Source organism: Bacillus sp. TCT6 (assembly GCF_056033845.1).
In genome coordinates, this window is the sequence record NZ_JBVYHX010000001.1 from 702,040 (window position 1) to 726,800 (window position 24,761).

Genomic DNA, 24,761 nt, shown 5'->3' on the forward strand with positions numbered 1-24,761 from the left:
TGATTCCTTTGACTGGTATTTCAATCTTGTTTCTCCTCTATTGGTGTGTCGTGAATCAATATATTGTAGTTAAATGGAATGTTATTTTTAAGAAGTTTAATGAAAACGTAGTGTTTGGGATATTTATTACATGTATGTTATTTTGGCTGCAGTATCTATTTCAAATGTTTTTTTGATAGCTAATCAATTTTTTAATGAGGTAAATAGACACAGTGGAGTATGTAAGATGTTTCATTGTGTCTATTTTTTCAGAACTAATTATAGTTTCTTTCTTGCACCTCCCCCAACGTCACCCCCTAACCTAAAGAAGACAGATCAAAAAGGGGGACCAAACCACTCATGAAAACCACCACAAAAGAAAAAAGAAATACCATCATCATGCTATTATTCTCAGCCGCAATAGGAATTTTTTCACCACTATTCATGTACATCACACTGGCACGTAAAAATGAGGTGTACAAATATCATTGCCGAAAGGCGTTCAACTTTCATTTGTTAATTTTTCTTCTATTTAATATTAGTTCGCGTATTAGTGATTTTTTGTTTTGGATCGTATTTGCTTTTGAGGTAGTTCAAGTGATCTTTGTTGCGTGGAAAGTAATACACGACGAATCATATCGCTATTTCATTCGAATTCCTTTATTTAAAGAAGATAAGTATGTAGTGAAAGGAGAATAGATAATGAAACAAGAAGTGAAGATAAGGGGGAAGCGAATTTTTGTTATGATTGCAGTGTTGTTTGTTGCTTTACTGTATGTAAAGCTCGTTCTAAAAACCTCTGATCATCTGTAAAATTATGTATGTTGAGATTGGCACTTATATCAAAAATATAGAAAAAGGTATAATTTAATCATAGCGTGGATAAAACTGTTAGTAGGAGTACAAGCAATTATATCAAATTATTTGCTATTTGAGTTTTTATCAAAGAGTAACAAAGAACATCAAACCTCTAAGAGATTTGATGTTAAATCAATAGAAGGTGATATTGAGTGCAGAAAGATTTAAACAGAACTATTGAGTTATTACAAAATTTCGAAATTGATAGAAAGAAGCTTTTTCTACAAGTTCTCCCATATATACAAGAAGTGATTGTAGATTTGCTTCGACCTAGTGAAGAGGAATTATTAAGTTGGAAAACCAGTAATTTGGGTAGGATCTATTTTAGAGATTATTTAAGTATTAAATGTAAAAAAATGCCGAACGAAGAGCAAATTAGTGCCCTTTGGAATTATTATACGGGGAATACGAACACTCGACGTAATAAATCACTTGCTAAACTATTTAAGCAAATAAATCCTAACGAACAATTTTGTTCGTATTGTCAGTCTGATAAGAATATAGTGGTGGACCACAAGATTCCATTGGTTAAAGGTGGAGTGGATGAGATTAAAAATATGCAGTATCTTTGTTCACCTTGTAACTTAATGAAACTGGGGAAATATGATTACCTAGAACTTATTTGTTAAAAAATAGCATGAATTTAGTTTTTTTTAAAAGATTAATCATAGGTCGTTATACAAAAGAGCAATCATAATATTTTATATAACTACCTATGATTAACTATGACTTTGAAGGTTTTAAGTTTTACTTTACACTATTTGAAAGGATAAATTTACTATGAAAAAAGCATACTCAAAGACAAAAGAAGAACTATTAAGGTTAGTGACAGAAATTCGCAAAAAAGTAGGGAATACTTTAAAACTTAAATTGGTGAAATTAGAACAAGGAAATGAGTACGAAATGTATACCAGCACAATTGCTGTTAATGAATCGATTGCTTTGGTTCGTCGAATTCCACGGGACTATGATAATCCAGGAGGAATTCAACGTGCACTTAAAGATGTGAAAATCAAAGAAATTTGTGAAAAAGCACTAGATACTGCAAAATTTTCTTCTCCCAATGCAGTTATTATGAACTTATATACAAACAGAGATGGAAAGCGCCCTCATTTAGCAGATATCGTTACGTTTGAGCAGTCACTAGTTACACCCAAAGAAGCCGTGTATGTGATTGATTTAATTAAGTATGAAGAAAAATTAAAAGCTATTACAGCAGATGAAGATGGTTATTTAAACGCTGAAGATGAAGCATTACTGTTTCTAGGAGTTCTTATTGATTCACATCATCGCACCGAAGGGTTTTACTTAGCTGGTCGAATGGAAATTGAATTAACAGTCACAGTATACTTAGATCTACCTAATAATGATATGGCTCGTATTTTTATTGACATTAATGAAAAACAAGAAAAACCTAGTCCAGTTCATACACTAGCAATGAAAGCTATCGCTGGTGTTCTTGCAGGAACTGACGAAACTGCTGATACTATCATAAAAGGGTTAAACGATAATCCACAGTCAATTCTGTATCAACGGATTAAAGATATAGATGGTAAACGTCCAGAAAGTATGAAAAAAACTTACGTAACTAACAGCACATTCTTAAAGTTACTTAAAGACCAGATCATTCCATATCTATCTACCGATATGAGTAAAAGCCGGCAAATTGATTTACTTAATGACTACTTCACTGCTTGGAGTCTTGAATTCCCTGAAGCTTGGGAAGATACAAAACATCACATTTTAGTAAAATCTATGGGTTTTCAAATTATGATGCGCTTGTTCAATACACTCCATAGTCGAGTTTCAGTATCAGGAATAACTCCTAATATAACAGTTTACCGAAATGTAATTAAAAAGACTTTAAAAAATGGAAAAACTTTAAATATAGAAGGAAATATGGAGTTCCTAATTAATTGGGAAAGTGGTTGTTTTGGAGGTTACTCTAGTGGTAAAGGTATTGGTATTATTACGACTGCATTAACACAACATATAGCAAGTCAAAATTTTGTTGCTCCTATAGTACCAAGTAAGAAAAAAATATCATAAGTCTTTAAGGTAAAAATCCTGATCTGGTAGCAGGATTTTTATCTTTTCTAAAGGGTCCTCGAACTAAAGTTCTCTGGAGTGCTGCTCCTGCACCAGGGATAGGTCATCCTCTAAACCAAAACAATGAAAAATAGTTATAGAGCCTAATGCAATTAAAAATTAGACTCTGTTAAACGATAGTGTTGATATTTTATCAAAAGAAAAAGAACCAAAAGGCTCTTTTTGGTTTCTTGTTTCATTAATGCCCGCGTTAGTATAAGTATAATTCCTTACAATCTTATTAGAGTTGCGGCGGAAACTCTCCCTAATTTACTTATCAAAAAAAGATACATAAATTCCTTTTTTAGTAAAAAAATAAATATAAAAGACGCCTATACAGATTATAATACAAAAAAATAAATATTTAGTAGAGTATTTGAGAGCGACAGTGATTGAGTCAAGAAAGTAGCCTTAGATCAGGTATTCAAAAAAGTACAATACATTGATTATCAATACTATCATCGAAGTTTTCGAAATATAAAATCAATAAATAAAGAGATTGAAGATTTAAAGAAAAAATCCCCAAAAGTAGAAAAAGCTATAATAGAAGAAAAATCAGCGGAGGAAAATCCCATGCCAACCTAAAACAAACTAATCCGAAACAAAATCTCACAAATAATAAAAACCAACGGAAAAACACCCACAACAAAAATCCTACCCCAAGACGAATAGATAAAAGAAATCTGCAAAAAAACAGAGGGAAAACTAACCGAATATCTGGAAGCAAATACTAAAGAACACAAACTCGAAGAACTATCCGACCTACTAGAACTAATAAATGCCCTACCCGAACGCGAAGGCACAACACTAAAAGAAATCAACAACATCCGTAAAAAGAAAGCAGAAGAACGAGGTGGCTTTTCAAATCGAGTCTTTCTAATCGAAGTAATCGATAAATAGCTTCTACCAAGTAATAAACCACTAAGAAAAACTACTGTAGTTGTAGTCAAAAAAATTGAAATCCCATGCTAAAAACCTAATCTTTCTTCCTATATATTACAAAGAGTATTTACATTTTTGATATGTTTTTTATAGAAGAAAAAAGATGAAGAAGGGTGATTTGGATAGGTGAAGGGAATATATGAATATCGTCTTCATACATATTTTAAAAGAAGAACAGCAACGCTTATTTAAGCATTGCTGTTCTATTAATTCGTAAACTTTAAATAATATGCCAATACTCTTCAGAAACACAGAATGGATTACAGTAGCGATTAGGGTTTTAGGATTTTTTATCGATTTTAATTAATATTGTATGTTCTTGATGCTTTTTAATAGTAGTGGAAAATATTTTTTTGGGAGGGGTGGATGAAGGAGGAGGTAATCCAATTTTATTAGAAATTATTTTTATTTTTCTTTGTAGATCTTTCTTTTGTATGGGAGTAAGGTGATTAACAAAGTTATGACAGTAAATATCTATTAATTTATCGAATAGATGAAGAACTTTATCAAATACATATTGATGTGCCGAGAGAGTGTATTGTTGTTTTAATGATCTTGTAAAAACGATATCTTTAATTCCCTCGTTATTTAAATTTTCGTCGTCGATCATATTGTTAATACAATCTCTTTGAAAATCCTTTGAGGATTTATTAAATTCATCTAACTTGGTAAGTGTTTTTATACTTTCTACATTGTTAGCATTTATTCTACGTTTAATATAAATATCAGCTACGTATTCTTTATTGTCGGGATGTATATTAGTTAAATGGTGAATCTCAGTTAATCCATGTCTTCCAGCCCCAGATTGTTCCGCCCTAATTTTCCAGTGAATGTTTACATCTTTTCCATTAATGTATTTTTTTACAGTCTTTTTTTGTATGTTACATTGCTTAGCGATATCTTCTTCTGTATAACCATTATCAAGTAAAAAACTAATCATTCGTTCTACCTCATAACCTGTTTTTCTCTTGGATTTTAATTCAACACGAAGACGTTTTAGAACTCTAGAGTCTTTGGAGGTGAGTTTTTCCACTTTGCATGTTACGACTGGAATATTTAAATGTTTTAAAGCCCAAAAACGACGATAACCTTCGACTAATATAAAACAATTTAAATTTTTTTCTTCTACAATAAGTGGTTCTATTAATCCATGTTCTTTAATGTTTGTAGCAAGATTGAAATCCTCTAAATTCTTTCGGAATTCATCTTCTAGTTTAATATGTTCTAAAGCGATGCTTTTAAATTTCAATATAAACCACCTACTTGTTTTAGGGTTTATTAATGAATATTCAATAAGTAATTTGTACGATTACTTAACTTATAAATTTATTGTTATAGGTACTACAAAGCGAGCAAATGGTTTTAATATACTAAACAGAAGACAGAGTCATCTTCTAAAACGAGATTCCCTAATCGAAGTAACAGACAACTAGCCCCTCCTAAGCCCCTTACAAGCCCCTACCAAGTAATAAATCACTAAGAAAAAACATAACAAAACAAAAATAACAACAAACACCGTAGTAGGAGTCGAAAAAAATTTTGAAATAACACGCCAAAAACCCGGCCCTCCTTCCTATATATAGTACAAAGAGGAAATTTTCATTTTTGAATTAGGACGGGAGGAATTTGGATGGCGGTGTATCGTACTGTGCAGGTGAATTTTTGGCAGGATGATTTTGTTTTGGATTTGACGCCGGAGGAGCGGTATTTTTATGTGTATTTGTTAACTTGTTCGAAGACGACGCAGTGTGGGATTTTTCCTTTTCCAAAGCGGTTAGCTGAGATGGAGACTGGTTATAATCGGGAGACTGTTGATAAGCTTGTGCAGCGCTTCATTGATTATGGAAAGATTCTTTATGATGCGGATACACGAGAGTTATTCGTTTTAAATTGGCTTCGTTATAATCCGGTGACGAATACGAATGTGGAGAAGTGTGTGCTTCGTGAGCTGAAGGGTGTGAAGAATAAGGAGTTTGTACATATGTTTCTTCAGAAGTGCGTAGAGGAGGAGCTGAATGTTCCGATGCTTTTAGCGCATTTCGGTATGCCGAGTGATTTGGCTGTGGATGATGTTGAGCCAGTTTGTGAGGAGACAGAGGAAGAAGAGGTTATAGAGGAAGAGACGGGAAGTCGTGTGTTTTCCTTCTATGAGCAACATTTCGGTAGTTTGTCTCCGCATACTGTGGAGGAACTGAGTGCATGGATGGAAGATTTGTCAGAGGAGCTTGTGCTGAAGGCTCTTCAAATTGCGTTTGAGAATAATAAGCGGACGGTTGCTTATGTGAAGGGGATTTTGAGGGGGTGGCATGGGAAAGGGTTTACGAAAGTGTGTGAGGTTGAGGCGGATACGGCGAGCTTTAGGAAGAAGGATTCGTCTGTTAGTACGGGGGAGACGGAGGAGTTTTTGGCGAGGTGTGAGGAGTGGGAGAAGAATGCGCCGTCTGAGGAAGAGTTGCAGCGCTTTTTAGCGGAGCGCGGGTGGCGGCCATGAGTATTCAAAATGTGGAGGCGGAAAAGACGGTGTTAGGTTCTCTATTACTTAATGGAGAGCTTATTAAGGAGTGCCGTTTGACGGAGCAGTATTTTTCTCTGTCAGTGCACAAGTCTATATTTCAGTTAATGCGAAAAATGGAAGAAGAGGGGCAACCAATTGATCTTGTGACGTTCATTTCTAGGGTAGATCCGAAGTTTTTAGAGGGGATCGGGGGAATGGAGTATTTTATAGGGTTAATGGATGGTGTGCCTACAACTGCCAACTTCTCTTATTATGAGGGGCTTGTTCGAGGTGCCTGGAAAATGTATCAGGCGGGTGTTCTCGGGCACAAAATGGGGGAGCGTCTTATTGCGGAGAAGAATGAGAAAATTATTGGTGAGACGATTACGGCACTTTGTGAGTTAGAGGAAAAGGACTGTGTATGTGAGTTTGATTTGAAGGATGCGCTAGTTGATTTATATGAAGAGCTTCATCAAGATGCGAAAGAGATTACTGGTATTGAGACTGGTTATACATCGCTAAATAAAATGACGTGCGGATTGCAGGATGGTGATTTTGTTGTCCTTGGTGCGCGACCTTCTATGGGGAAGACTGCGTTTGCGCTAAATGTTGGACTGCATGCGGCGAAATCTGGAGCGGCGGTAGGATTATTTTCATTAGAGATGAGTAGTAAGCAATTGTTAAAAAGGGTGGCGTCTTGCGTAGGCGAGGTGTCAGGAGGTAGGCTGAAAAATCCGAAGCATCGTTTCGCGATAGAGGACTGGGAAAAGGTGAGTAAGGCGTTTGCGGAAATCGGGGAATTACCGCTTGAAATTTATGATAACGTAGGCATTTCGGTGCAAGATATTTGGATGCAAACTCGTAAGTTAAAGAGGAAGAACGGTGATAAGAAGGTTTTAGTCATTGTAGATTACTTGCAGCTTATTACGGGTGATCCGAAGCATAGGGGCAATCGATTTCAAGAGATTAGTGAAATTTCGCGTAAGCTTAAGGTATTGGCTCGCGAATTAAATGTTTGTGTAGTCGCGTTGTCGCAATTATCTCGTTCGGTAGAAGCACGGCAAGATAAGCGACCTCTTTTATCTGACTTAAGAGAGACTGGGCAAATTGAGCAAGATGCGGATGTCATTATGCTTATGTATCGTGAGGATTATTATGATAAGGAAACGGTGCAGAAAGAGATGACGGAGATTCATGTGGCGAAGCACCGGAATGGGCCTGTTGGTAGTTTTAAGCTGAGATTTTTGAAGGAGTTTGGGCGGTTTGTGGAGGTTGGATGATAAAATAGAAGAAGGTATATAAAAAAGTAAAGGAGTGGTTACAGATGACAAAAGTGGGTCGTTTATATGAACAGGAGAAGCAAGAAGAAATTGATAAAGCACTTTCGGCAGCTGGAATGCTCTTTAAAGGAATGAGTGTAGAAGAAATAGCTGAAAAATTAGATGTAACAATTGAAAAGGTGAAAGAATGGGAGAAGCGTTTATCCGATTAAAAGGGGTGATATTCAGTGTTGCTCTTTTTTTATTATCCATGACATAATATTACAAATTTTGGGTAGGTTATTTGCTAAGATAGGCTTGGAAATCTTACATTATAGTTAATAGGGGGATTTGAAATGTTAAAAAAACTAGGGGTATTGGTTTTAGGAAGTGCTGTAGCATTAAGTTTAGTGGCATGTGATGATGCTACTAAGGAAGCTTCTAATGAGAAAAAAGAAGAGCCGAAGCAAGAAACGAAGAAAGAAAATAAAGAAAATAAAGAAAGTAAAAAGAAAATTTCAGCAGCTGACGTAGAAGCTATTAAAGTAGGTGATTCTTTAACTGGTGCGGGTGGGGAGAAATACGAAGATGTGGTCGCAAAGTTTGGAGAGCCGGATAATAAAGCGGAGTCTCAAGCTGGGGATATTAAAATGATTATTGCTAGCTGGACAAAGAATATTAATGGTGACCTTGGAGCGAATTTTAATGTTACATTTACTGAAAAAGATGGGCAAAAACTTGCTACGAGTAAAGCACAAATGGGAATGAAATAAAGGAAGGATAGGGGATTCAAAATGAAACGTACAACAGAATTTGTATTAGGACTTATTGGTGGTATTTTCGGTATTTTATGTGCATTTATTGCTTTATTTATAGGTGGAGTCGCTTCTGCTATGGAGGCAGAAGGAGCGAGTAATGTAATTGGTTTAGGTTGGGCAGCGGTCGCATTATCAATTCAAGGTATCGTTGGATCAGTTATGGTAAAAAGTAAAGCAAAAGTGGGCGGGGCTATGATGACAATTGCTGCAATTGGAGGATTCATTTGTATTTCTTTCATTTATATTTTACCTGCAGTTTTACTATTAATCGGTGGGCTAATGGGAATGTTTCGTAAAGAGAAAGTGGCAGTGTCTGCATAAATCAACATGTTAAAAATAGCCGACTATTATATAATAGTCGGCTATTTTTATAAGGAGAAGTTGTTAGGTTTAATACGCAAATTTTTTGATTTGCTCTTCAATATACTTCTTATTTCCCCATAAAGAAAGATCGTCTCTCTGCAGTGATCCATTGCTCCAAGTCGTCTTGGCTACGTCGGACAAGTCGATTCACTAAAACGTCATGCCATACATAATCCTCAAGTAAGTATATATGAACGGGGTCATCTGTATAAAAAGCAATATTACGCTCTTCAATTGATGGTCCATAAATCATCTCTTTAGAATCTATCGATACAATAAACCAATGTTCTGTAGAGAGGGTTTCTGTATAAGGTGTGATACGATGAGCTTCTAGATTTTTAATTGGATTTTCAACATGTAAGGTAATACCTTGTACTGAAACTTTATCAGCTACCTCACATAGTTCCTCTTTTAACGCTTCATACATCTCATCCCACATTGAAATGACAATACGTTGTTCTGCTTTTTTTATTAATGCCTGACAATAGCTAATGATTGTTTTGTTGTCTTTTAAAGTAATCACTCGATTATCCGTTTTTTCCTCGGAAGTTTCGAGTTTTTTTAATGAATCACTGATTCCTTCATAAGTAGAATGCCATTCTGATTGAGCTTTCTGTAAAAAGATTTCAACAGGTAGAGGTGAATAGCGAGTGGTGTCATTTATTTCTTCCTTCATGACAATTCCTTTTTCTACAAGGTTACCTAAAATCTCATAAATTCGCGCTCTTGGGACACCCGAATCCTTACTCACTTGGTAGGCTGTGACAGGCCCTTGTTTAACAAGAGATACATAAGATTTAGCTTCATATTCATTGAAACCAATTTTTTTAAGCTGTTGCACTATGTAGTCCACTTTTTTCGTCCTCCGATGTTTGCTTTTATCCCGCTTTAACGGGCAGTAAGACCCCCACCTCAAAATTCAGCGGAAGCAAAGAAGTTAGGTGGGAATCAACTGCCCGTAAAAGCCCGATTGGTTCAACGTTACAATAACTCTTTACATTTAGCAAATTGGTAGTTACTATTACAATAGTGACTAAAGGGGAGGCTACTAGTATGGATTTTTATTTAGACCCATCCGTATTAATGATTTTGATTGTTTTTGGATTTGTAGCTGCATTTATTGATTCAGTTGTAGGTGGTGGTGGATTGATTGCCTTACCAGCTTTATTATTTACAGGGCTGAATCCAGCAAGTGCAGTAGCCACGAATAAATTAGCATCAACAATGGGGAGTGCAACTAGTAATATTGTGTTTTATCGTTCTGGTAATCTTGATTTGAAATCGGCGTTTAAATTATTTCCAATCACTTTCATAGGTTCCATAATAGGGGCATGGACCGTTCATTTAATGAACCCAGAAGTACTGAAGCCATTAATGCTGATCATGCTTGGTGTGGTCGCTATTTATACGATATTCAAGAAGGATTGGGGAAGTATTTCCACTCATAAAAAATTGTCTGGTCGACACGTCATTATTTTTACCTTTTTTATTTTTGCTATTGGTTTTTATGATGGATTTCTAGGGCCTGGCACAGGTTCGTTTTTAATGTTCGCTCTTTTATTTATTGGGTATGATTTTTTAAAAGCAGCAGGTACGGCGAAGTTTCTTAATTTAGGAAGTAATGTTGGTGCATTGTTGATGTTTATGTATGTAGGGCAAGTAAACTATGTGTATGGCTTCATAATGGGGATTGCTCAAATTGCTGGAGGAATTGTCGGCTCCAAATTCGCTATAAAAAAAGGAAGTGGGTATGTTCGTGCTCTTTTCATTACAGTAACTTGTTTATTGTTAGCGAAAAATCTGTATGACTATATTCAGTAAGTAATCAAAGGATGTAGAAAAGGTCAAATATGTAGATTACATAAAATATAAGAAGACACTAGGGGAAATTCCTTTTAACATTTTTCAGATGCTATTTATTCAAAGATAGCATCTGAAAAATTTTCATTAAAAAAGAAAATTTAAGTGAAGAGAATAAAAATAATATAAACTCATATTTTCTATATAAAATTTCATTTGTTTTGTTTACATAATATCTTTACAATCATTTGCTAAAATATATGTAACTGCATATTGTGAGGGTGGGTGGTTATCCCTTCTTTCCATTTGGAAGGAAAGGGGGTAATAATATGGAGTTTTTGTTTGACCTTGTAAAAGAATTTGTAAAAGCGACTGTACGTGAAGTTTCAGCGTATTTTTTGCGGAAGCAACTTCTGGATAAGGACAACAAAAAAACCACTCCGCGCCGTAGGAAGCAAAAGGGTGGGTTTCGTAAAAAGAAATAGCTTATAATAACTACCACCCATACGGTAGCAGTTAGGGAAGAGATGTTAGCGCATCTCTTCTTTTTATTATATGCCAATTTATTCGCTGTCACACTTATATAATATTCTACCGAAAATATATCATACTCCTACTTTATGGTCAATTTGATTCCATGATTGAAAAGGTGTAGTCTTATTCTTTTTCAAACTGAAAAATATCCTGGTTAATAAGTTGGTGAAGATACCTATCCATTTCAGCAGCAGAAACTTTTCTTTCATTTTTAAACCACCATGCGCTTAATGAGGTGATTGCCCCTGAATAAAATTCAATGATTAAATCATTTGGCATCGTATGATTTTTGCGCAGTTGATGTAACGCTTCTATTTCTTGTTTTCTCGTTTCGTGACTTAAATACTGTGTCCGGTTAATGAATTGTTCATCAGACATTTGCGTTTCTAATATTTTACCGATTTCTTCATGGTGTAGGAATTGTTCCATTACTTGAAATGGTTTACTTAATCGATCTGAAACTGGTATTTCAGCAATCATCTTGCTATATCGTTTAAATCCAAATGCTAATAAAGCATCTTTATCTTCGAAGTGTTTATAAAAGGTTGTTCGGTGTACCATTGCGCGGTCACATATTTGGTTAATCGTGATCGTACTATATTTCTGTTTTGATTGCGTCATTAATTCAAATAAGGAATCCCACAGTAATTTATGTGTACGTCTAATACGTAAATCAAGTTGTTTTTCATTATCGTTCATCTACAATTCTCCTTTTTTGTAGATTAAATATACAGTGGCTGAAAATTGATTCTCCCTTTTTAATCTACATATGTATATTATATTACATGTGTTCCGGTGTATTTAAAGTTTTTTAAGTAAGAAACAGGAGGAGAATTTGTAAATGAATATGACAACTAAGAGCCCAGCAAGTGGCAAAGTTGATACTTCTAATTTGAAACATACCCCCATTTTAATTGCGTTACTTTTAGGAGCAATGGTTGCGTTATTAAACGAAACGTTACTTGGTAATGCGTTAACCGTATTAATGAAAGAATTTGGTGTAACAGCTTCAACAATTCAATGGCTTTCTACAGCTTACATGTTAGTAGTTGGTGTTTTAGTCCCAATTACAGCGTTACTTCAACAATGGCTCACAACGAGGCAAATGTTTTTGATCGCTATGGTAACGTTTTTAGTCGGTACATTAATTGCGGGATTCGCACCGACATTTTCCGTTTTATTAATTGGCCGTATCGTCCAAGCTGTAGCGACGGGGTTAATTACACCGTTATTAATGAATACGATTTTAATCATTTGTACACCTGAAAAACGTGGTGCGACAATGGGATTAATCGCACTCGTGATGATGGCAGCTCCGGCAATTGGCCCTACATTATCTGGAGTAATTGTGGATTCATTAAATTGGCGCTGGTTATTCTATATTGTTATTCCTATCGTGATCATTTCCATTATGATTGGGATGAAGTACATTCAAAATGTTTCAGAGTTAACAAGACCAAAAGTAGATTACCCATCAATCCTTTTATCGACACTCGGATTTGGCGGACTTGTGTATAGCTTTAGTGCATCGGGTGATTTAGGATGGTCTGATACGAAAGTGTATGGCGCTTTACTTGTTGGATTTATCTCATTATGTATTTTTGTCGTCCGACAATTAAAAATTGAGAATCCAATTTTAGAATTACGCGCATTTAAAGTTCCGATGTTTACATTATCAGTTGGATTAATCGTCATTGTGATGATGTCGTTATTTTCAACGATGACTTTATTACCGATGTTCCTGCAAACAGTTTTACTCGTTACAGCTTTTAAATCAGGAATCATCATGCTTCCGGGAAGTGTTATTAGCGCCATAATGGGGCCAATCGCAGGTAAACTATTTGATAAATTTAGTCCGAAAGTTATTATCGTTCCCGGTATTGTCTTAGTAGGAATTGCAATGTTCTTGTTTAAAGGTATTACTCCTGATACATCAATGGTACAAATTATTGTTATGCATAGCGTATTAATGGTTGGACTCATGTTTGTTATGACAGCACAAACATACGGTTTAAATCAATTAACACCAGATCTATATCCGCACGGAACAGCACTGTTTAGCACACTGCAACAAGTAGCTGGCGCAATTGGTACGGCTATCTTTATTTCGAAAATGTCTTCAGGAACAACTAGCTATATGGAAAGCTCCGCAAACCCACTGGACCCAGTGGAGAAGTTAAACGGTTTAACATCCGGATTCCAAGGTGCATTTACACTAGGGTTAGTCTTTATCATTGTTGCATTTATCGTCTCGTTGTTTTTAAAAGAAGAGAAACAGGGAGTAACGGCAGCGAGGGTTTTACAGAACGAGAATTAAGGTTTATATAAAAAGACATCTTTCCCTAAAAAAGATGTCTTTTTTATATTTTTTTCGTAACACTTGTTTTTGATGTCTTAATACATAAGAATTGGTATGTAAAATATTTGTATTTTTTGAACATGAATAATTATTGAGAATAACGATGCAAAGCTGTGCTAATAACTAAAAGTCCAATAATGAGAGAAAGTGTTCTTATAATAAGTTCTGCCACTAATAGTTCACCAAATGATTTAGTGACATCGTATATAGATCCTGTTATGAGAATAGGTGCGATCATAATTATAATTCCAATTATCATTTGAAGAAGTAGATTGATGTTTTTATTCAATACAATCACCTCCAAAAAAATAGGGAATGAGAATATGGTTTTTTTGTATTATAAAATGATTATATCGTATTACATTAGACGATGAGAATATTTTTAAATAGTAGAAATTAGAGACTCTTCAATAAAAAGGAATTAAATATGGTATTCTTTAGTTAATGTATGTAAACGAAGACGGGGGAAGTGAAGATGGATAAGAAGCTAAAGTATTGGCTAGCATCTATTATAGGGGGAGTAGTACTTGCAACTGGTATAACTTATGGAATATTACAGTTTGCTGAAGTCCCGCTTAAGGGTGAGGACCATGTTTTTGCAGAGGTTAATAAAGAAGACATACTATCGAATGAAGCAGAAGTGAAAGGTTCAAATGCACAACTTCACATTACAGTAACTTCTACTGAAGAAGAAGTTATTTCAGCTATGCATAGCATGACTCATCAAAAAGTAAAAGCGTGTGAAGGAAAGGGAGCAATTCCTATGTCCAAAAAGAATGCAGAGAAAGTAAGAAACATTCTAACCGGAAACAATTTCAAGAATAAAGAAGAGCTATTAGCAATTACTGAAAGATGGGCAAATAGAGATTTTAGTAAAATTTTAGAAGAACATAACTATTTTATTAAACTTCAAGGTGGCAAGATAGGTGAAGTTACAGTAATGGATAAGGTAGACGAGCAAGTATTCTGTCTCAATACTTTCGGTGAGGATGTAACGGCCGCATTAGTTAAATCAGGAGATCTCCAAGCGCTATAAGGTGTTTTTTCTTTGATATAAAGAAAGCCTCAAGTATTCATATACTTGAGGCTTTTCCAATTGAAAGTTAGGAATGATCCGAATTCCTTACATTAAGAACAAAGTGGAATTACTCCTAAACCAATTAATAAAGCTGCAGCAACTGCTGGAATTGGTACAGGAATTTGAATACCTTCTACAAACAAGAAATACTGACCACTTACTATTTTAAAACAAACTAATTGCATGGCTATTCCTCCCTTCTTTTAGAATTAATACATTATATCAATTTATCTATTTATTGTTATAGTTAAATTATTCATTTTTAAAAATATAGTTAATATGTGAATAGTTTTCGAAAGGACCTGCTCAATCAATGCGGAAAAACATAAGATGAAACGAATCCATTAAAATACATGAGTGAACCTTAGTTTTCCCCTCTTATCTAAAGGAGGAACTATTATGGGTTATGGTGGTAGTTGTGGCGGTTGTGGCTTTTCTGGAGGCTTTGCTTTATTAGTTGTGTTATTCATTTTATTAATCATCGTTGGAGCTTCTTGCTTCTGCTAAAAACTATTGGAAAAGACACTCATATAGAGTGTCTTTTCTTTCGTGCAAAATGATTCCTGATAATAGCCAACTGTATAAAGTATACGGTATACTTTTGCCTCATTAGACATATAAAAATGTTGGAGGGATGTTATGAAACTAGTAGGGAAGCACATTTATATTCGGCTTTATAAAACTGATGATGCCAACGAGTTAGCTAACTTACATATTAGAAATCGCGAATTTTTTCAACGAGTTTGTCCATTGCTCCCAGAAGTTTTTTATACAGAAGAACATCAAAAAATACGTCTTGAACAAGTGTTAAAAAAGAAAGCTGAAGGGCAAGTAATCCTTTTGGAATCTTTTTAAGAGAAAATGATAAACTGATCGGAGACATTTCATTAACTCAAATTGTTAGGGGAGACCTCCAAAGCTGTTATACAGGATTTACTTTAGATAAGGAGCATAATGCTAAGGGCTATACAATAGAGGCTCTTCAACTTGTTGTAGATTTCGCTTTTAGGAAATTAAAGCTACATAGAATGGAAGCAGGAGCAATGCTTGATAATATAGCATCTATTCGTGTATTAGAAAAAGTGGGGTTTAAAAAAGAAGGTATAGCGAAAGAAAATATAAGGATTAATGGCAAATGGACAGATCATCAAATATTAGCTATTATCAATAGTTTGGATGTGTAAGCTTATTTTGATTCCAATAAAGATAATCATGTAACTCTTCAAACTCTACCAACAGTTTTATAGAGACCTTTACAATTTTCGGATCAGAAACTAACCTTACAAGTCTTGAAATTCCACCTAACTCTACAATTACTCTATTTGAAAATTTTACAACTAACCACACTAAGACTCTTATTCGTTTTAGTTTTAGCTTTGTATTTGCTGCGTTCGTCACATTGACTAGTAGAACATTTAAATCCACAACTCCACAAACAATTAGATTAACACCAGGGAGATACAAGGACTTTCTTATTTGAGGATGTTAAATGCCACTTCAGTTAACGCCTCATCAAGGCCATTATTTATCCAACAAACAACATATATTTGTTGTGATAAATCAAATTCATATTACTGTGAGAATAGTGACTATGGTTAGTATTAGTTATTAAAGAGAGCTTTGGCTCTTTTTTTATTTTCTTTCGACATAATATGACAATATATGAATTAATAGTTTGGTATTATTATCTAGAAATCTTACATTTATCTACAAATTATTATTGTATTTTTAGATTTTTAAATGTAAAATATTTCAATGTAAATACATACCATTTAGGGGGATAAAGAAATTTATGAAAAAATTATTAGCTTCAGCAACAGCGGTAACACTATTAACAGTGGGGTACAGTTCTTCTGCATTTGCAGCTAAGAGTCCGAATGATACAAAAAACTGTGGCCATTTTAAAAGTCAACAAGATGCTCAAGCATTCTGGGATCAAAATGGATATGGTGTTGGAAATGATCCACACCGTTTAGATAATGATAAAGACGGCATTCCATGTGAAGATTATAAATATCCAAAGAGCACAAATACTACAACAGAAAATAAAGAAACTACTAAACCTCAAGAACAACCTAAACAAGAAAATACTAAACAAGAACCTGTTAAACAAGAAAACACTAAGCAAGAGAATTCAAAACAAAATAACCAAACAACAAATAATAAACAAGAACAAACTAAGCCTCAAACAACTGCAAAAGAAACAAAGAAAAATACTAATACAGTTGTGAAAAAAGAAACGAAAAAACAAGGTGAAAAATTACCTAATACAGCATCAAACGGTGTTACAATGATGTTAGCAAGCTTAGGATTAGCATTAGCTGGTTCTGTATTAATGTTCCGTCGTAAAAAGACAAACGCATAAAATAGTTCCTTAAAACGGCAGGAGAAATCCTGTCGTTTTCAAATGGAGTGATAAAAGTGAATAAAAAACAATGGATAGGCTTATGTTTAACTGTTATTGGACTTACTATCTTTTCCTATTATTTTCTAGAATGGTATAGTGCTAGACAATCAGCAGAGTCGTTAACAACTAACGAGGCTAAACAATATGAGACCTCCACACCTTCTAAAGAAAATGAAACGCAAAACATCAATCAAATAGAGACAGAGATAAAGACTGACACTTCATTACAAGAAAAACCTGTACAAATTCCTGCTTCAAAGGTAAACCATCAGTTAGGAGATAAAGTAGCATATTTAATTATCCCTAAAATACAAAAGAAATACTCTATATATTGGGGAGCTGATGATAAAGTATTAAAAAAGGGTGTAGGTATGTTTGTTAGTGACTTAACTACTACACCATCTGGAAATGGTCATACAGTTTTAAGTGGACATAGAGATACTGTTTTTACCGAGCTTGGTCAATTAAAGGAAAATGACCAACTTATCGTGGAATATGAAAATAAAACATATACATATGAAATTAACAAGCATTGGATAACAGATTCAGAAGATCGAACAGTTATTGTAGAAAAAAGTGAGCCGACATTAACATTAACAACTTGTTATCCTTTTGACTATATAGGAGACGCTCCAGATCGGTACATAATTGAAGCATCTCTACTTTCCATTCATTGATGAGGATGGAAAGTCCAATACACATTAGTAAAATTAAAGTGGTTATAGAGTCGGAGAAAGGCACCTTAGAGTGTCTTTTTTTATGTAAATAAGCTGCTCATACGGAAAGTTTATTATAGTTTTTTGTTTAGCGTGATTTTTTTTCGGAATATTGGCGGCATGTCATGCTCATCAAGCCAACAGAACAGGTTGCTCCCAAAAGTTTTTTATACAAAATAACATCAAAAAATACGTCTCGAACAAGCGTTAAAAAAGAAAGCTGAAGGGCAAGTATATCCTTTTGGAATCTTTTTAAGAGAAAATGATAAACTTATCGGAGACATTTCATTAACTCAAATTGTTAGGGGAGACCTCCAAAGCTGTTATACGGGTTTTACTTTGGATAAGGAGCATAATACAAAGGGCTATACAACAGAGGCTCTTCAACTTGTTGTAGATTTTGCTTTTAGGGAATTAAAGCTACATAGAATGGAAGCAGGAGAGATGCTTGATAATATAGCATCTATTCATGTATTAGAAAAAGTCCTACATAAGGGGACTTTTTCTAATACATATAGATTAAAATAATAATAGGAATTTTTTATTTTTTTCCACAACTATTAATTAAATCATATTGTTTAGAAATCATTTCATTTCGAATTTGATTGAGATGTTTATTTAATGTTTCTTTTATTGCACTACCTGTTTTGCTTTCAAAACTTTTGTTTAATTCAATTCCTTGTTCAGATAAACTTTTGCATACATCATGAAATGCTTCTTTGTTTTTTTGAATGGCATGTTTTTGGCTTGCTACTATGCTATTTGTTTTGAATGCTACATCAGTTTTTAAAAGTGATTGCTGCAGTTCTTTTTCTAATTGCTTTTTAACAGCTTGCAACTCATCTATAATAGTTCCAACTGCACCAACTGTAGCTTTCTCTATTTCTTTCTCTATTTTTTGAATTTCCCCTATAAAATCCGTCATATTATCTCGCCACCAGTCCTTCAAAATTTGTTCCTAATTGATTATCTTTATCTCGTAATGAATTAGCTGCATAAGCAATGTCATCTCCAAAATGAATCAATTCTTTTTGTTTTTTCCGTAAAAGATGAATTAGTTCTTCTGCTAGTTGTACATCATGAAAATAGTCTCTTCCGTTTTGGGATATTTTTGCAACCTCTCTAATTGCTTCATCTACTTCATGTTCTTCTAACAGATGATATTTTCCTCCAGGGCCTGTCTCATGCTTCAATTGACTCTTTAATTTCGCAACTTCCTCTTCTTCTTGTTGTTGGAATCTTTCTATATTTCTAATAATATCAGATAATATATCGCTTATTTTTTGTATCTCTTTTGCATGACGAATGATATCATCTGGTTCTAATTCTAGTCGAACACTACCATTATTGTGGAACATTTCTAGAAATGTTGACATTGGATGTTGTCCCATAAATACAGCCGCGAGAATACTATCTGTTCCATTACTTTTCGTTGTAAATTGTTTACCAATCATAGGTGCTCCAAATTGATTGAAATTTCCTACAGCATCTTCTTTATGAGTATAATCTACTACTTTATTTTCCATTACGCCTTCATCTACTCGTTTTTTTGCTTTATCACTTAGTAATCTATAAATATTTGGTGCAGCATATGTTGTTGCATAACAATTCATTTCTGCTGCTACATATTGAGCCTCCGCAGCACCTTTACTATGTCCGGTAGTGTGAATAGATGTAGGATTATATTTTTTCTTAATTTTTTCTGTAAATTCTAATGCACTATCAAATGATGTCGGAGCTTTTCCGCCTGCTACACCAAGGTTCTTTTTCTGTCCAAGTGTAATTTGAACTATATCTGTGGTTTTATCTCCATCGAATCTATCAAATTCAGTACCACGGAATGCAATGATTACATCGTCATACTGTTTTTTACCAGGCTTATACTTATCTGCAGGTACTACAGCGATTGCTTGTAATCCATTTTTTACTTTTGTTTTATCTGCATCAAATGTTTCTATAACTTTCCATTCTTTCCTGTTACTTCCTGTTATTACTTTTTTCTTTTTTAAAACTTCGGGATCATAAACTTTATCTGATAACTCGAAATAATCTTCATCTGTCGCAATTGGATTTTTTTTTAATTCATTCATATGTCTCAACTCATTTCATGGTATATTTTAACTATATTCAAATACAAGGGGATTTTTAATGAAAAAGAAATTGGTGATTTTTTTATCCATTATTTGTATTATAGCAGGAGGGTATTTTACTATGGAATACTTAAAACAAAAAGAAAAAGAAGAACAATTTTGGAAAGTACAAGAGGCACGAGTAGAAAAGTATATTTATTATAATATTGAAGATGTAAAATCTATTACGTTTATAGAAAAGGGTGTAAGTCCTATGGGAGTCCCTAAATTAAAAGGTTATATAAACAATAATAAAGAATTAGATTTTATAGCTAGTATAAGTACAACTAAAAACTTTGAAAATAAATTTACGCGTTCTGGAGAATTAGATGAAATGATAAAAAAACCTGCAAAATCTGTATCTGAAATCGAAAAAGAAGAGAAAGAAAAAAAACAAGAGTAGTCTTTGCACTACTCTTATTTTCTGTATCCCATTTTAAGAAGAATACATTGGTAGGCTTTTTATAAGGAGATTTCCAATGAAGAAAGTAATGATTTTGGTTGTATCTGCTGTGGTGATCATAGCAGGAGGATATTTTACTATGGAATACTTAAATCAAAAAGAAAAAGAAGAAAAGTTTTGGAAGGCACAAGAGGCACGAGTAGAAAAGTATATTCATTACAATATTCAAGATGTAAAATCGATTACATTTAAAGAACACAGTGTAAGTCCAATGGGTGTTCCCAGATTAAAAGGTTATATAAATAATAATGAAGAATTGGATTTTATAGCTTATATTAGTACTACAGAAAATTTCGAAGATGATTTCACACGTTCTGGAGAACTTGGAAAACTTATAAAAGACCCTGAAAAGTCGGTATCTGAAATTGAAAAAGAAGAGAAGGAAAAGAAACAAGAGTAGTCTTTAAAATGTACCCTATAGAATAGACACTTGAAAAAAGTCTATTCTATAGGGTACATTTTAGTAAGTACTGATTTTTGTATTTTCTTTTTTTTATTCATGTTTTAACCTCCAATATGTGCTGGTAAAAAACAAGTACGGTAATTAGAATTCTGGTACAAAAATCTCAAAATATTTACAATTAATCTCCAAAACTTGGACACATTTATATTATTACTCTAAACAAACGTAGATTTCTCCTTTTCCACATGCATATAAACTTCAGAAATAATCTTTCTTCCTTCACTTTATATTTTGATTATACGAAGCAAAGTTCTCGTTTTTCTTACTTGATACTTACAAATTCCTTAAGTAGAGGATATTTTAAAAATGGATTTGTAGCGGTACTCCTATGTTAAGAGATAGCTTAAGGAACGAGGATTTTATTGTTTTTATAAAGAGTTGATGTTATGTTTGTTTTGTGATATATGGTGTTTTATGTATGTAGGAGGATTTATTGAAGAAATTATTAATATTGTTTTTATTAGCTACATTTTGTCTACAGATTACAGGATGTTCTAATAATATGGGTGCACTAAGGGAGAAGTCTAAAACTTCAACACTTGTGAAGTTTAAACGCATCAATAAAGGGTGGTACAAACATATGTAATAGTTTGTATCACCCTTTGTTGATGTTAAAAGTCATAAGAAAAAGGTTATAGATATTTTTCATAAAGAAAAGACACCCATATAAGAGTGTCCTTTCTAATAGTTTTTTAGCAGAAGCAACTGCATCCGATAATGATTAATAGTATAAAGAGTACAACAAGCAAAGCAAATCCTCCAGCAAAACCACAGCCTTCTCCGCAACTACCACCATAGCCCATAATAGTTCCTCCTTTAGATAAGAGGATTAAAACTAAGGGCCATTCATGTATTTTAACGGGTTCACTTTACTTTATGTTTTTAAGAATGAATGGAGTAGGTCCTTTTTTATTTTATCGAAAGTAAACTTTTAGCCAGCAGTTTATTTTCATACTATTAATTTTTATACGTATTTGGTGAAAAATCAAGGAGCTGCAAAAAAATACTATACCGAAAGTTCGGTATAGTAACGTGCATATAAAAGATCCCACTTTGCTATATCCCAAAAAGAGTCATAAAAATCTATGTTTGTTTAATTCAGTTGCAAACTACAAAACTTCTTTTTAAAGAAATGTATGTACATACAAATTATATTTTATTCCATAACTCTCTAACTTTTGTTCATGGTAGTCTGATATTGAAAAAATATAATATTTGGTACGACATCACTTTGTTTTTTCATAAAGTTTTGTAATTAAACTATAATATTGTATTTTTTTTGTATTATTGAAATTAGTAATAATAAAATGTATTATTGAAAAGCACAATTTATAATTCAAGTAATCAGGACTATGTGTCCATTATAATTTGAACATTCAGAAATTATAATATTGTCTAAAAATGAGGTGAGATTCATAGAAACAGTACATATTAAATGGTATGGAATGTATAGTATAAATGATTTTTATAATAGGGAAGAAGCTTCTAAGAAGGGGATATTTGCAATCTCTAGAGTATGTGCTAAGAGTGTAACATTGCTATATATAGGACAAACCAAAAGAAGCTTTATACAAAAGATAAGGGAACTTAATAAGGAGTGGCCTTTCGATGAGAGCGAATTAAAGATTACATTAGGAATAATAGAATTTCCTAGTGGTGAAATTTACTCTGAAAAGAAGGTAAAAGAGATAAAATCCCTTTTGATTTTACGACATACCCCATTAGAAAACGAAACATCTTTATTATACTATAGAGGGAAATTTAATTTAAAAATTATAAATAAGGGAAGAAGAGGTTTAATTGTTAAAAAGCTTTCTACAGGGGATCTAATATGGATATAATTGGAATCACCTTTGAATAAAATTGAAGGTTTCTTAAGTGCAGAAGCTTATCAATTTTTAATGTATTAAACTATTTTGAATAACATATGTCAGATACTTGAAAAAACACAAATTTTATTATGATATGAAATCCTGTATGGAAAGTGTAGTTTATTTCTATTGTTTAATAAAAATATTAAGAATTTTAGGGATAATACATAAAGAATAGAGGAGAAAGTAAACACGGAGGTTTGAAGAATGGGACAAGTAAGCAGATTTCAAGAAAAACAACAGAATCGTCGTCAAAAGGCAATTTTTAATATTGCATTTACTTTGGTATTAGTGACAGTTGGTATAGTGACATACCAATTGTTTACCCCTTCTAATACATCAACGAAAGCAATTGCTCAAGAAAAGAAAGTAAAAAAGATAGAAGAGAAGAAAACTGAAGATAAAGAAACAGCAAAGATAGAAGAGAAGAAAACTGAAGATAAAGAAACAGCAAAGATAGAAGAGAAGAAAACTGAAGATAAAGAAACAGCAAAGATAGAAGAGAAGAAAACTGAAGATAAAGAGGCAGCACAGTTAGAAGAGAAATCAAAAACAGAAAAATCGGTAAAAACGAACGGAACTGAAAATAATGAGGAAGAAAAAACGACATCTCAAGAAAAGGGTTCTCAAACTAATCCTTCTTGGAAGCCAATTGGTACCGAGCAAGGAGCAAAACCTGAAATGAAATTTAAAGAAGGAACAGTAGATTGGAGTGAGATGAAAAAAGCAATTTCTTATGCTGTTGATGTTCCAGAGAACCAATTGATTTTCGATTTTATTGGGAATAATGGTAATAATAAAGCCTACGGTAATGTACGAGATAAGCAAAATAATAAAAAATATAAGGTTAATATTGATTGGGTAGAAAATCAGGGGTGGAAACCAGTATCTGTACAAGTGGTAAGATAAATAATAGAAATGTAATGATGTAAATCAGCTGTCCATATGGACAGCTGATTATTTTTTTGCTTAGCATATTTTTTTGAAAATGCTGGTAGTACCTCGTTGAGAAACATGAATTAAATCTATATTTTGTTTTATTTACCTCACTACTTTATCCATAATTTCTTTATATTTATAATAGTAATTAGTTTCAAATAAATAGTTGTACGGAAGAAAATGTTCCTTGTAAGTAGTAAGCATCCTTTGTAATTTTAATTTATAATTATTTATAAAAAAGAAAAGACACCCTAAGGTGCCTTCCTTCGACTTGAACCATCTTAATTTTAATAATATATTGGACTCCCATCCAAATATTATTTTACCATGTTAAGTTATTTTATTCATTGAGAAATATGTTTTAAATATATATTTTTAAAAAATATATAGATTTGAACAATATGTATACGAGCCGCATATCAAAAAAAAAGACACTCTCAAGAGTGCCTCTCCTTAGCAGCCGAATCCGCCGCCCCAACAGCTAGCGCCAACGATGATTAATAAGATGAAGAGCACAACAAGTAAGGCAAATCCGCCGCCGAAACCACAGCCTCCACCACAACTACCGCCATAGCCCATATTAACTCCTCCTTCCATAAAGACCATTTATTAATGGATTTAATTTACTTTATGTTTTTAAGGATGAATGGAGCAGGTCCTTAAAAAAATAAAAGGATTTTGGAAGTTAAAAAGAGTTGACGACCTTATTTTTGTCACCGGTATTTCGTCTTCTACATATTGTATTTTATTCTGTGTATTGGGGGAAGGAGGATCTTATGGCTAATTCTGAGATGATTTTACGTTTACTTACGGATTTAAAGATTGAACAACAATTGTTGAAAGAACAGTTAGAAAAAATGCAAACAGCTGTGACTATTCTTGAAGAAAAATCAGTGACGCTTAAAGAAAAACCAGCGACTCTTAAAGAAAAAACAATGACTCCTGAAGAAAAAACATCTGTTACAAAGCAAAGAGCTTTTTCTGGACGCCCAACATCTTTTCGTGATTGGAGAGCAGCTGCTCAAAAAAATTCATAAAACTATAAAAAAAGAAGACATCAATTTAAGCTGTCTTCTTTTCTTATCCAATCCAAATGAGTTAAGAAGGTATATCCATATTGCTTTAAAAATAAGAAGAAAATAACGATTGTCGACTCCTATTTTAGTATAGCGTATAATAATCTATATATTTATGTAATTTT

At 33.3% G+C, this 24,761-nt stretch carries 30 protein-coding genes and 3 pseudogenes; 24 read left to right on the plus strand and 9 right to left on the minus strand.

Annotated elements, in window-relative coordinates:
* Positions 1-339: 339 nt before the first annotated feature.
* The 4 genes and pseudogenes from AC0ONG_RS03420 (at position 340) to AC0ONG_RS03435 (ending at position 3,825) form a co-directional block, all read left to right on the plus strand.
* The gene (locus AC0ONG_RS03420; RefSeq protein WP_136996551.1) at positions 340-678 is read left to right on the plus strand and encodes a magnetosome magnetite crystal formation protein family; all 339 of its coding nucleotides are present in this window, start codon (positions 340-342) and stop codon (positions 676-678) included.
* A 311-nt stretch (positions 679-989) separates the two neighbouring features.
* Positions 990-1,466, plus strand: a complete 477-nt coding sequence (locus tag AC0ONG_RS03425; RefSeq protein WP_136996554.1) for an HNH endonuclease signature motif containing protein — start codon at positions 990-992, stop codon at positions 1,464-1,466.
* 151 nt (positions 1,467-1,617) lie between these two features.
* Entirely contained in the window at positions 1,618-2,886 is a 1,269-nt protein-coding gene (locus AC0ONG_RS03430; RefSeq protein WP_136996557.1) for a DGQHR domain-containing protein, read from the plus strand.
* Positions 2,887-3,519: 633 nt separating this feature from the next.
* Positions 3,520-3,825: pseudogene (locus AC0ONG_RS03435) on the plus strand (nucleoside triphosphate pyrophosphohydrolase).
* Positions 3,826-4,147: 322 nt separating this feature from the next.
* Here the strand turns inward: AC0ONG_RS03435 and AC0ONG_RS03440 are convergent.
* Positions 4,148-5,116 (minus strand): ParB/RepB/Spo0J family partition protein, encoded by a 969-nt coding sequence (locus tag AC0ONG_RS03440; protein ID WP_136996560.1) that lies wholly within the window; start codon positions 5,114-5,116, stop codon positions 4,148-4,150.
* A gap of 381 nt (positions 5,117-5,497) precedes the next feature.
* Here AC0ONG_RS03440 and AC0ONG_RS03445 point away from each other — a divergent pair, with 381 nt between their 5' ends.
* The 5 genes from AC0ONG_RS03445 to AC0ONG_RS03465 all read left to right on the plus strand — a co-directional run bounded on the left by AC0ONG_RS03445 (position 5,498) and on the right by AC0ONG_RS03465 (position 8,759).
* Positions 5,498-6,358 carry a DnaD domain-containing protein gene (locus AC0ONG_RS03445; RefSeq protein ID WP_000312181.1) on the plus strand — a complete coding sequence of 287 codons (861 nt, stop codon included), beginning with the start codon at positions 5,498-5,500 and terminating at the stop codon, positions 6,356-6,358.
* Positions 6,355-7,641, plus strand: coding sequence for a replicative DNA helicase (gene dnaB / locus AC0ONG_RS03450; RefSeq protein ID WP_136996563.1), 1,287 nt, complete (start codon positions 6,355-6,357; stop codon positions 7,639-7,641). Before AC0ONG_RS03445 ends, dnaB begins: the two co-directional genes overlap by 4 nt.
* A 44-nt stretch (positions 7,642-7,685) precedes the next feature.
* Positions 7,686-7,853, plus strand: coding sequence for a hypothetical protein (locus AC0ONG_RS03455; RefSeq protein ID WP_000169782.1), 168 nt, complete (start codon positions 7,686-7,688; stop codon positions 7,851-7,853).
* A gap of 123 nt (positions 7,854-7,976) precedes the next feature.
* The gene (locus AC0ONG_RS03460) at positions 7,977-8,393 is read left to right on the plus strand and encodes a DUF3862 domain-containing protein (protein WP_000914238.1); all 417 of its coding nucleotides are present in this window, start codon (positions 7,977-7,979) and stop codon (positions 8,391-8,393) included.
* A gap of 21 nt (positions 8,394-8,414) precedes the next feature.
* Positions 8,415-8,759: a DUF4064 domain-containing protein gene (locus AC0ONG_RS03465; RefSeq protein ID WP_136996566.1), complete on the plus strand. Its 345-nt coding sequence runs from the start codon at positions 8,415-8,417 to the stop codon at positions 8,757-8,759.
* 109 nt (positions 8,760-8,868) lie between these two features.
* Here AC0ONG_RS03465 and AC0ONG_RS03470 read toward each other — a convergent pair whose 3' ends face one another.
* Positions 8,869-9,654 (minus strand): TrmB family transcriptional regulator, encoded by a 786-nt coding sequence (locus tag AC0ONG_RS03470; protein ID WP_016078019.1) that lies wholly within the window; start codon positions 9,652-9,654, stop codon positions 8,869-8,871.
* 200 nt (positions 9,655-9,854) lie between these two features.
* Here AC0ONG_RS03470 and AC0ONG_RS03475 point away from each other — a divergent pair, with 200 nt between their 5' ends.
* Together AC0ONG_RS03475 and AC0ONG_RS03480 are read left to right on the plus strand one after the other, a co-directional pair.
* Positions 9,855-10,622: a TSUP family transporter gene (locus AC0ONG_RS03475; RefSeq protein WP_000348433.1), complete on the plus strand. Its 768-nt coding sequence runs from the start codon at positions 9,855-9,857 to the stop codon at positions 10,620-10,622.
* A gap of 308 nt (positions 10,623-10,930) precedes the next feature.
* Positions 10,931-11,086: a hypothetical protein gene (locus AC0ONG_RS03480; protein WP_016078017.1), complete on the plus strand. Its 156-nt coding sequence runs from the start codon at positions 10,931-10,933 to the stop codon at positions 11,084-11,086.
* A gap of 172 nt (positions 11,087-11,258) precedes the next feature.
* Here AC0ONG_RS03480 and AC0ONG_RS03485 read toward each other — a convergent pair whose 3' ends face one another.
* Positions 11,259-11,834 carry a TetR/AcrR family transcriptional regulator gene (locus tag AC0ONG_RS03485; RefSeq protein WP_000999304.1) on the minus strand — a complete coding sequence of 192 codons (576 nt, stop codon included), beginning with the start codon at positions 11,832-11,834 and terminating at the stop codon, positions 11,259-11,261.
* Positions 11,835-11,976: 142 nt separating this feature from the next.
* On the opposite strand from AC0ONG_RS03485, the gene AC0ONG_RS03490 reads away from it, so the two are divergent.
* Positions 11,977-13,452 carry an MDR family MFS transporter gene (locus tag AC0ONG_RS03490; protein WP_016078016.1) on the plus strand — a complete coding sequence of 492 codons (1,476 nt, stop codon included), beginning with the start codon at positions 11,977-11,979 and terminating at the stop codon, positions 13,450-13,452.
* Between the two features lie 130 nt (positions 13,453-13,582).
* Here the strand turns inward: AC0ONG_RS03490 and AC0ONG_RS03495 are convergent, their stop codons facing one another.
* A complete protein-coding gene (locus tag AC0ONG_RS03495) occupies positions 13,583-13,783 on the minus strand; it encodes a hypothetical protein (protein ID WP_033668908.1) in 201 nt (66 codons plus the stop codon).
* A 186-nt stretch (positions 13,784-13,969) separates the two neighbouring features.
* On the opposite strand from AC0ONG_RS03495, the gene AC0ONG_RS03500 reads away from it, so the two are divergent.
* A complete protein-coding gene (locus AC0ONG_RS03500; RefSeq protein WP_136996706.1) occupies positions 13,970-14,530 on the plus strand; it encodes a PRK06770 family protein in 561 nt (186 codons plus the stop codon).
* 92 nt (positions 14,531-14,622) lie between these two features.
* Here the strand turns inward: AC0ONG_RS03500 and AC0ONG_RS03505 are convergent, their stop codons facing one another.
* Positions 14,623-14,757, minus strand: coding sequence for a hypothetical protein (locus tag AC0ONG_RS03505; RefSeq protein ID WP_001177693.1), 135 nt, complete (start codon positions 14,755-14,757; stop codon positions 14,623-14,625).
* 214 nt (positions 14,758-14,971) lie between these two features.
* On the opposite strand from AC0ONG_RS03505, the gene AC0ONG_RS03510 reads away from it, so the two are divergent.
* The 5 genes and pseudogenes from AC0ONG_RS03510 to AC0ONG_RS03530 form a co-directional block, all read left to right on the plus strand.
* Positions 14,972-15,079 carry a YjcZ family sporulation protein gene (locus AC0ONG_RS03510; protein WP_000540375.1) on the plus strand — a complete coding sequence of 36 codons (108 nt, stop codon included), beginning with the start codon at positions 14,972-14,974 and terminating at the stop codon, positions 15,077-15,079.
* A 132-nt stretch (positions 15,080-15,211) separates the two neighbouring features.
* Positions 15,212-15,756, plus strand: a pseudogene (locus AC0ONG_RS03515) (GNAT family N-acetyltransferase).
* 608 nt (positions 15,757-16,364) lie between these two features.
* Positions 16,365-16,937: an excalibur calcium-binding domain-containing protein gene (locus AC0ONG_RS03520; protein WP_000734538.1), complete on the plus strand. Its 573-nt coding sequence runs from the start codon at positions 16,365-16,367 to the stop codon at positions 16,935-16,937.
* A gap of 56 nt (positions 16,938-16,993) precedes the next feature.
* Positions 16,994-17,656, plus strand: a complete 663-nt coding sequence (locus tag AC0ONG_RS03525; RefSeq protein ID WP_001036100.1) for a class D sortase — start codon at positions 16,994-16,996, stop codon at positions 17,654-17,656.
* Positions 17,657-17,845: 189 nt separating this feature from the next.
* Positions 17,846-18,223 (plus strand): annotated as a pseudogene (locus tag AC0ONG_RS03530) (GNAT family N-acetyltransferase); the annotation flags it as partial.
* 13 nt (positions 18,224-18,236) lie between these two features.
* Here the strand turns inward: AC0ONG_RS03530 and AC0ONG_RS03535 are convergent.
* Entirely contained in the window at positions 18,237-18,620 is a 384-nt protein-coding gene (locus tag AC0ONG_RS03535) for a hypothetical protein (RefSeq protein WP_000129120.1), read from the minus strand.
* Between the two features lies 1 nt (position 18,621).
* Positions 18,622-19,785, minus strand: coding sequence for an alpha/beta hydrolase family protein (locus tag AC0ONG_RS03540; protein ID WP_136997530.1), 1,164 nt, complete (start codon positions 19,783-19,785; stop codon positions 18,622-18,624).
* Positions 19,786-19,843: 58 nt separating this feature from the next.
* Between AC0ONG_RS03540 and AC0ONG_RS03545 the strand changes: the two genes are divergently transcribed.
* The 3 genes from AC0ONG_RS03545 (at position 19,844) to AC0ONG_RS03555 (ending at position 21,336) form a co-directional block, all read left to right on the plus strand.
* The gene (locus tag AC0ONG_RS03545; protein WP_000728326.1) at positions 19,844-20,227 is read left to right on the plus strand and encodes a DUF1433 domain-containing protein; all 384 of its coding nucleotides are present in this window, start codon (positions 19,844-19,846) and stop codon (positions 20,225-20,227) included.
* A 76-nt stretch (positions 20,228-20,303) separates the two neighbouring features.
* Positions 20,304-20,687, plus strand: a complete 384-nt coding sequence (locus AC0ONG_RS03550) for a DUF1433 domain-containing protein (RefSeq protein ID WP_474203514.1) — start codon at positions 20,304-20,306, stop codon at positions 20,685-20,687.
* A 496-nt stretch (positions 20,688-21,183) separates the two neighbouring features.
* Positions 21,184-21,336 carry a hypothetical protein gene (locus AC0ONG_RS03555; protein WP_000734746.1) on the plus strand — a complete coding sequence of 51 codons (153 nt, stop codon included), beginning with the start codon at positions 21,184-21,186 and terminating at the stop codon, positions 21,334-21,336.
* Positions 21,337-21,442: 106 nt separating this feature from the next.
* Here the strand turns inward: AC0ONG_RS03555 and AC0ONG_RS03560 are convergent, their stop codons facing one another.
* Positions 21,443-21,553, minus strand: coding sequence for a YjcZ family sporulation protein (locus AC0ONG_RS03560; RefSeq protein WP_000540371.1), 111 nt, complete (start codon positions 21,551-21,553; stop codon positions 21,443-21,445).
* Positions 21,554-22,156: 603 nt separating this feature from the next.
* Here AC0ONG_RS03560 and AC0ONG_RS03565 point away from each other — a divergent pair.
* The gene (locus AC0ONG_RS03565; protein WP_041487967.1) at positions 22,157-22,591 is read left to right on the plus strand and encodes a hypothetical protein; all 435 of its coding nucleotides are present in this window, start codon (positions 22,157-22,159) and stop codon (positions 22,589-22,591) included.
* A 237-nt stretch (positions 22,592-22,828) separates the two neighbouring features.
* Positions 22,829-23,530, plus strand: a complete 702-nt coding sequence (locus AC0ONG_RS03570) for a DUF1510 family protein (protein WP_212125218.1) — start codon at positions 22,829-22,831, stop codon at positions 23,528-23,530.
* A gap of 483 nt (positions 23,531-24,013) precedes the next feature.
* Here the strand turns inward: AC0ONG_RS03570 and AC0ONG_RS03575 are convergent, their stop codons facing one another.
* Complete coding sequence (locus AC0ONG_RS03575; protein WP_000540377.1) at positions 24,014-24,139, minus strand: YjcZ family sporulation protein; 126 nt, start codon at positions 24,137-24,139, stop codon at positions 24,014-24,016.
* A gap of 197 nt (positions 24,140-24,336) precedes the next feature.
* Here AC0ONG_RS03575 and AC0ONG_RS03580 point away from each other — a divergent pair, with 197 nt between their 5' ends.
* Positions 24,337-24,597 carry a hypothetical protein gene (locus tag AC0ONG_RS03580; protein WP_000013695.1) on the plus strand — a complete coding sequence of 87 codons (261 nt, stop codon included), beginning with the start codon at positions 24,337-24,339 and terminating at the stop codon, positions 24,595-24,597.
* Positions 24,598-24,761 lie beyond the last annotated feature (164 nt).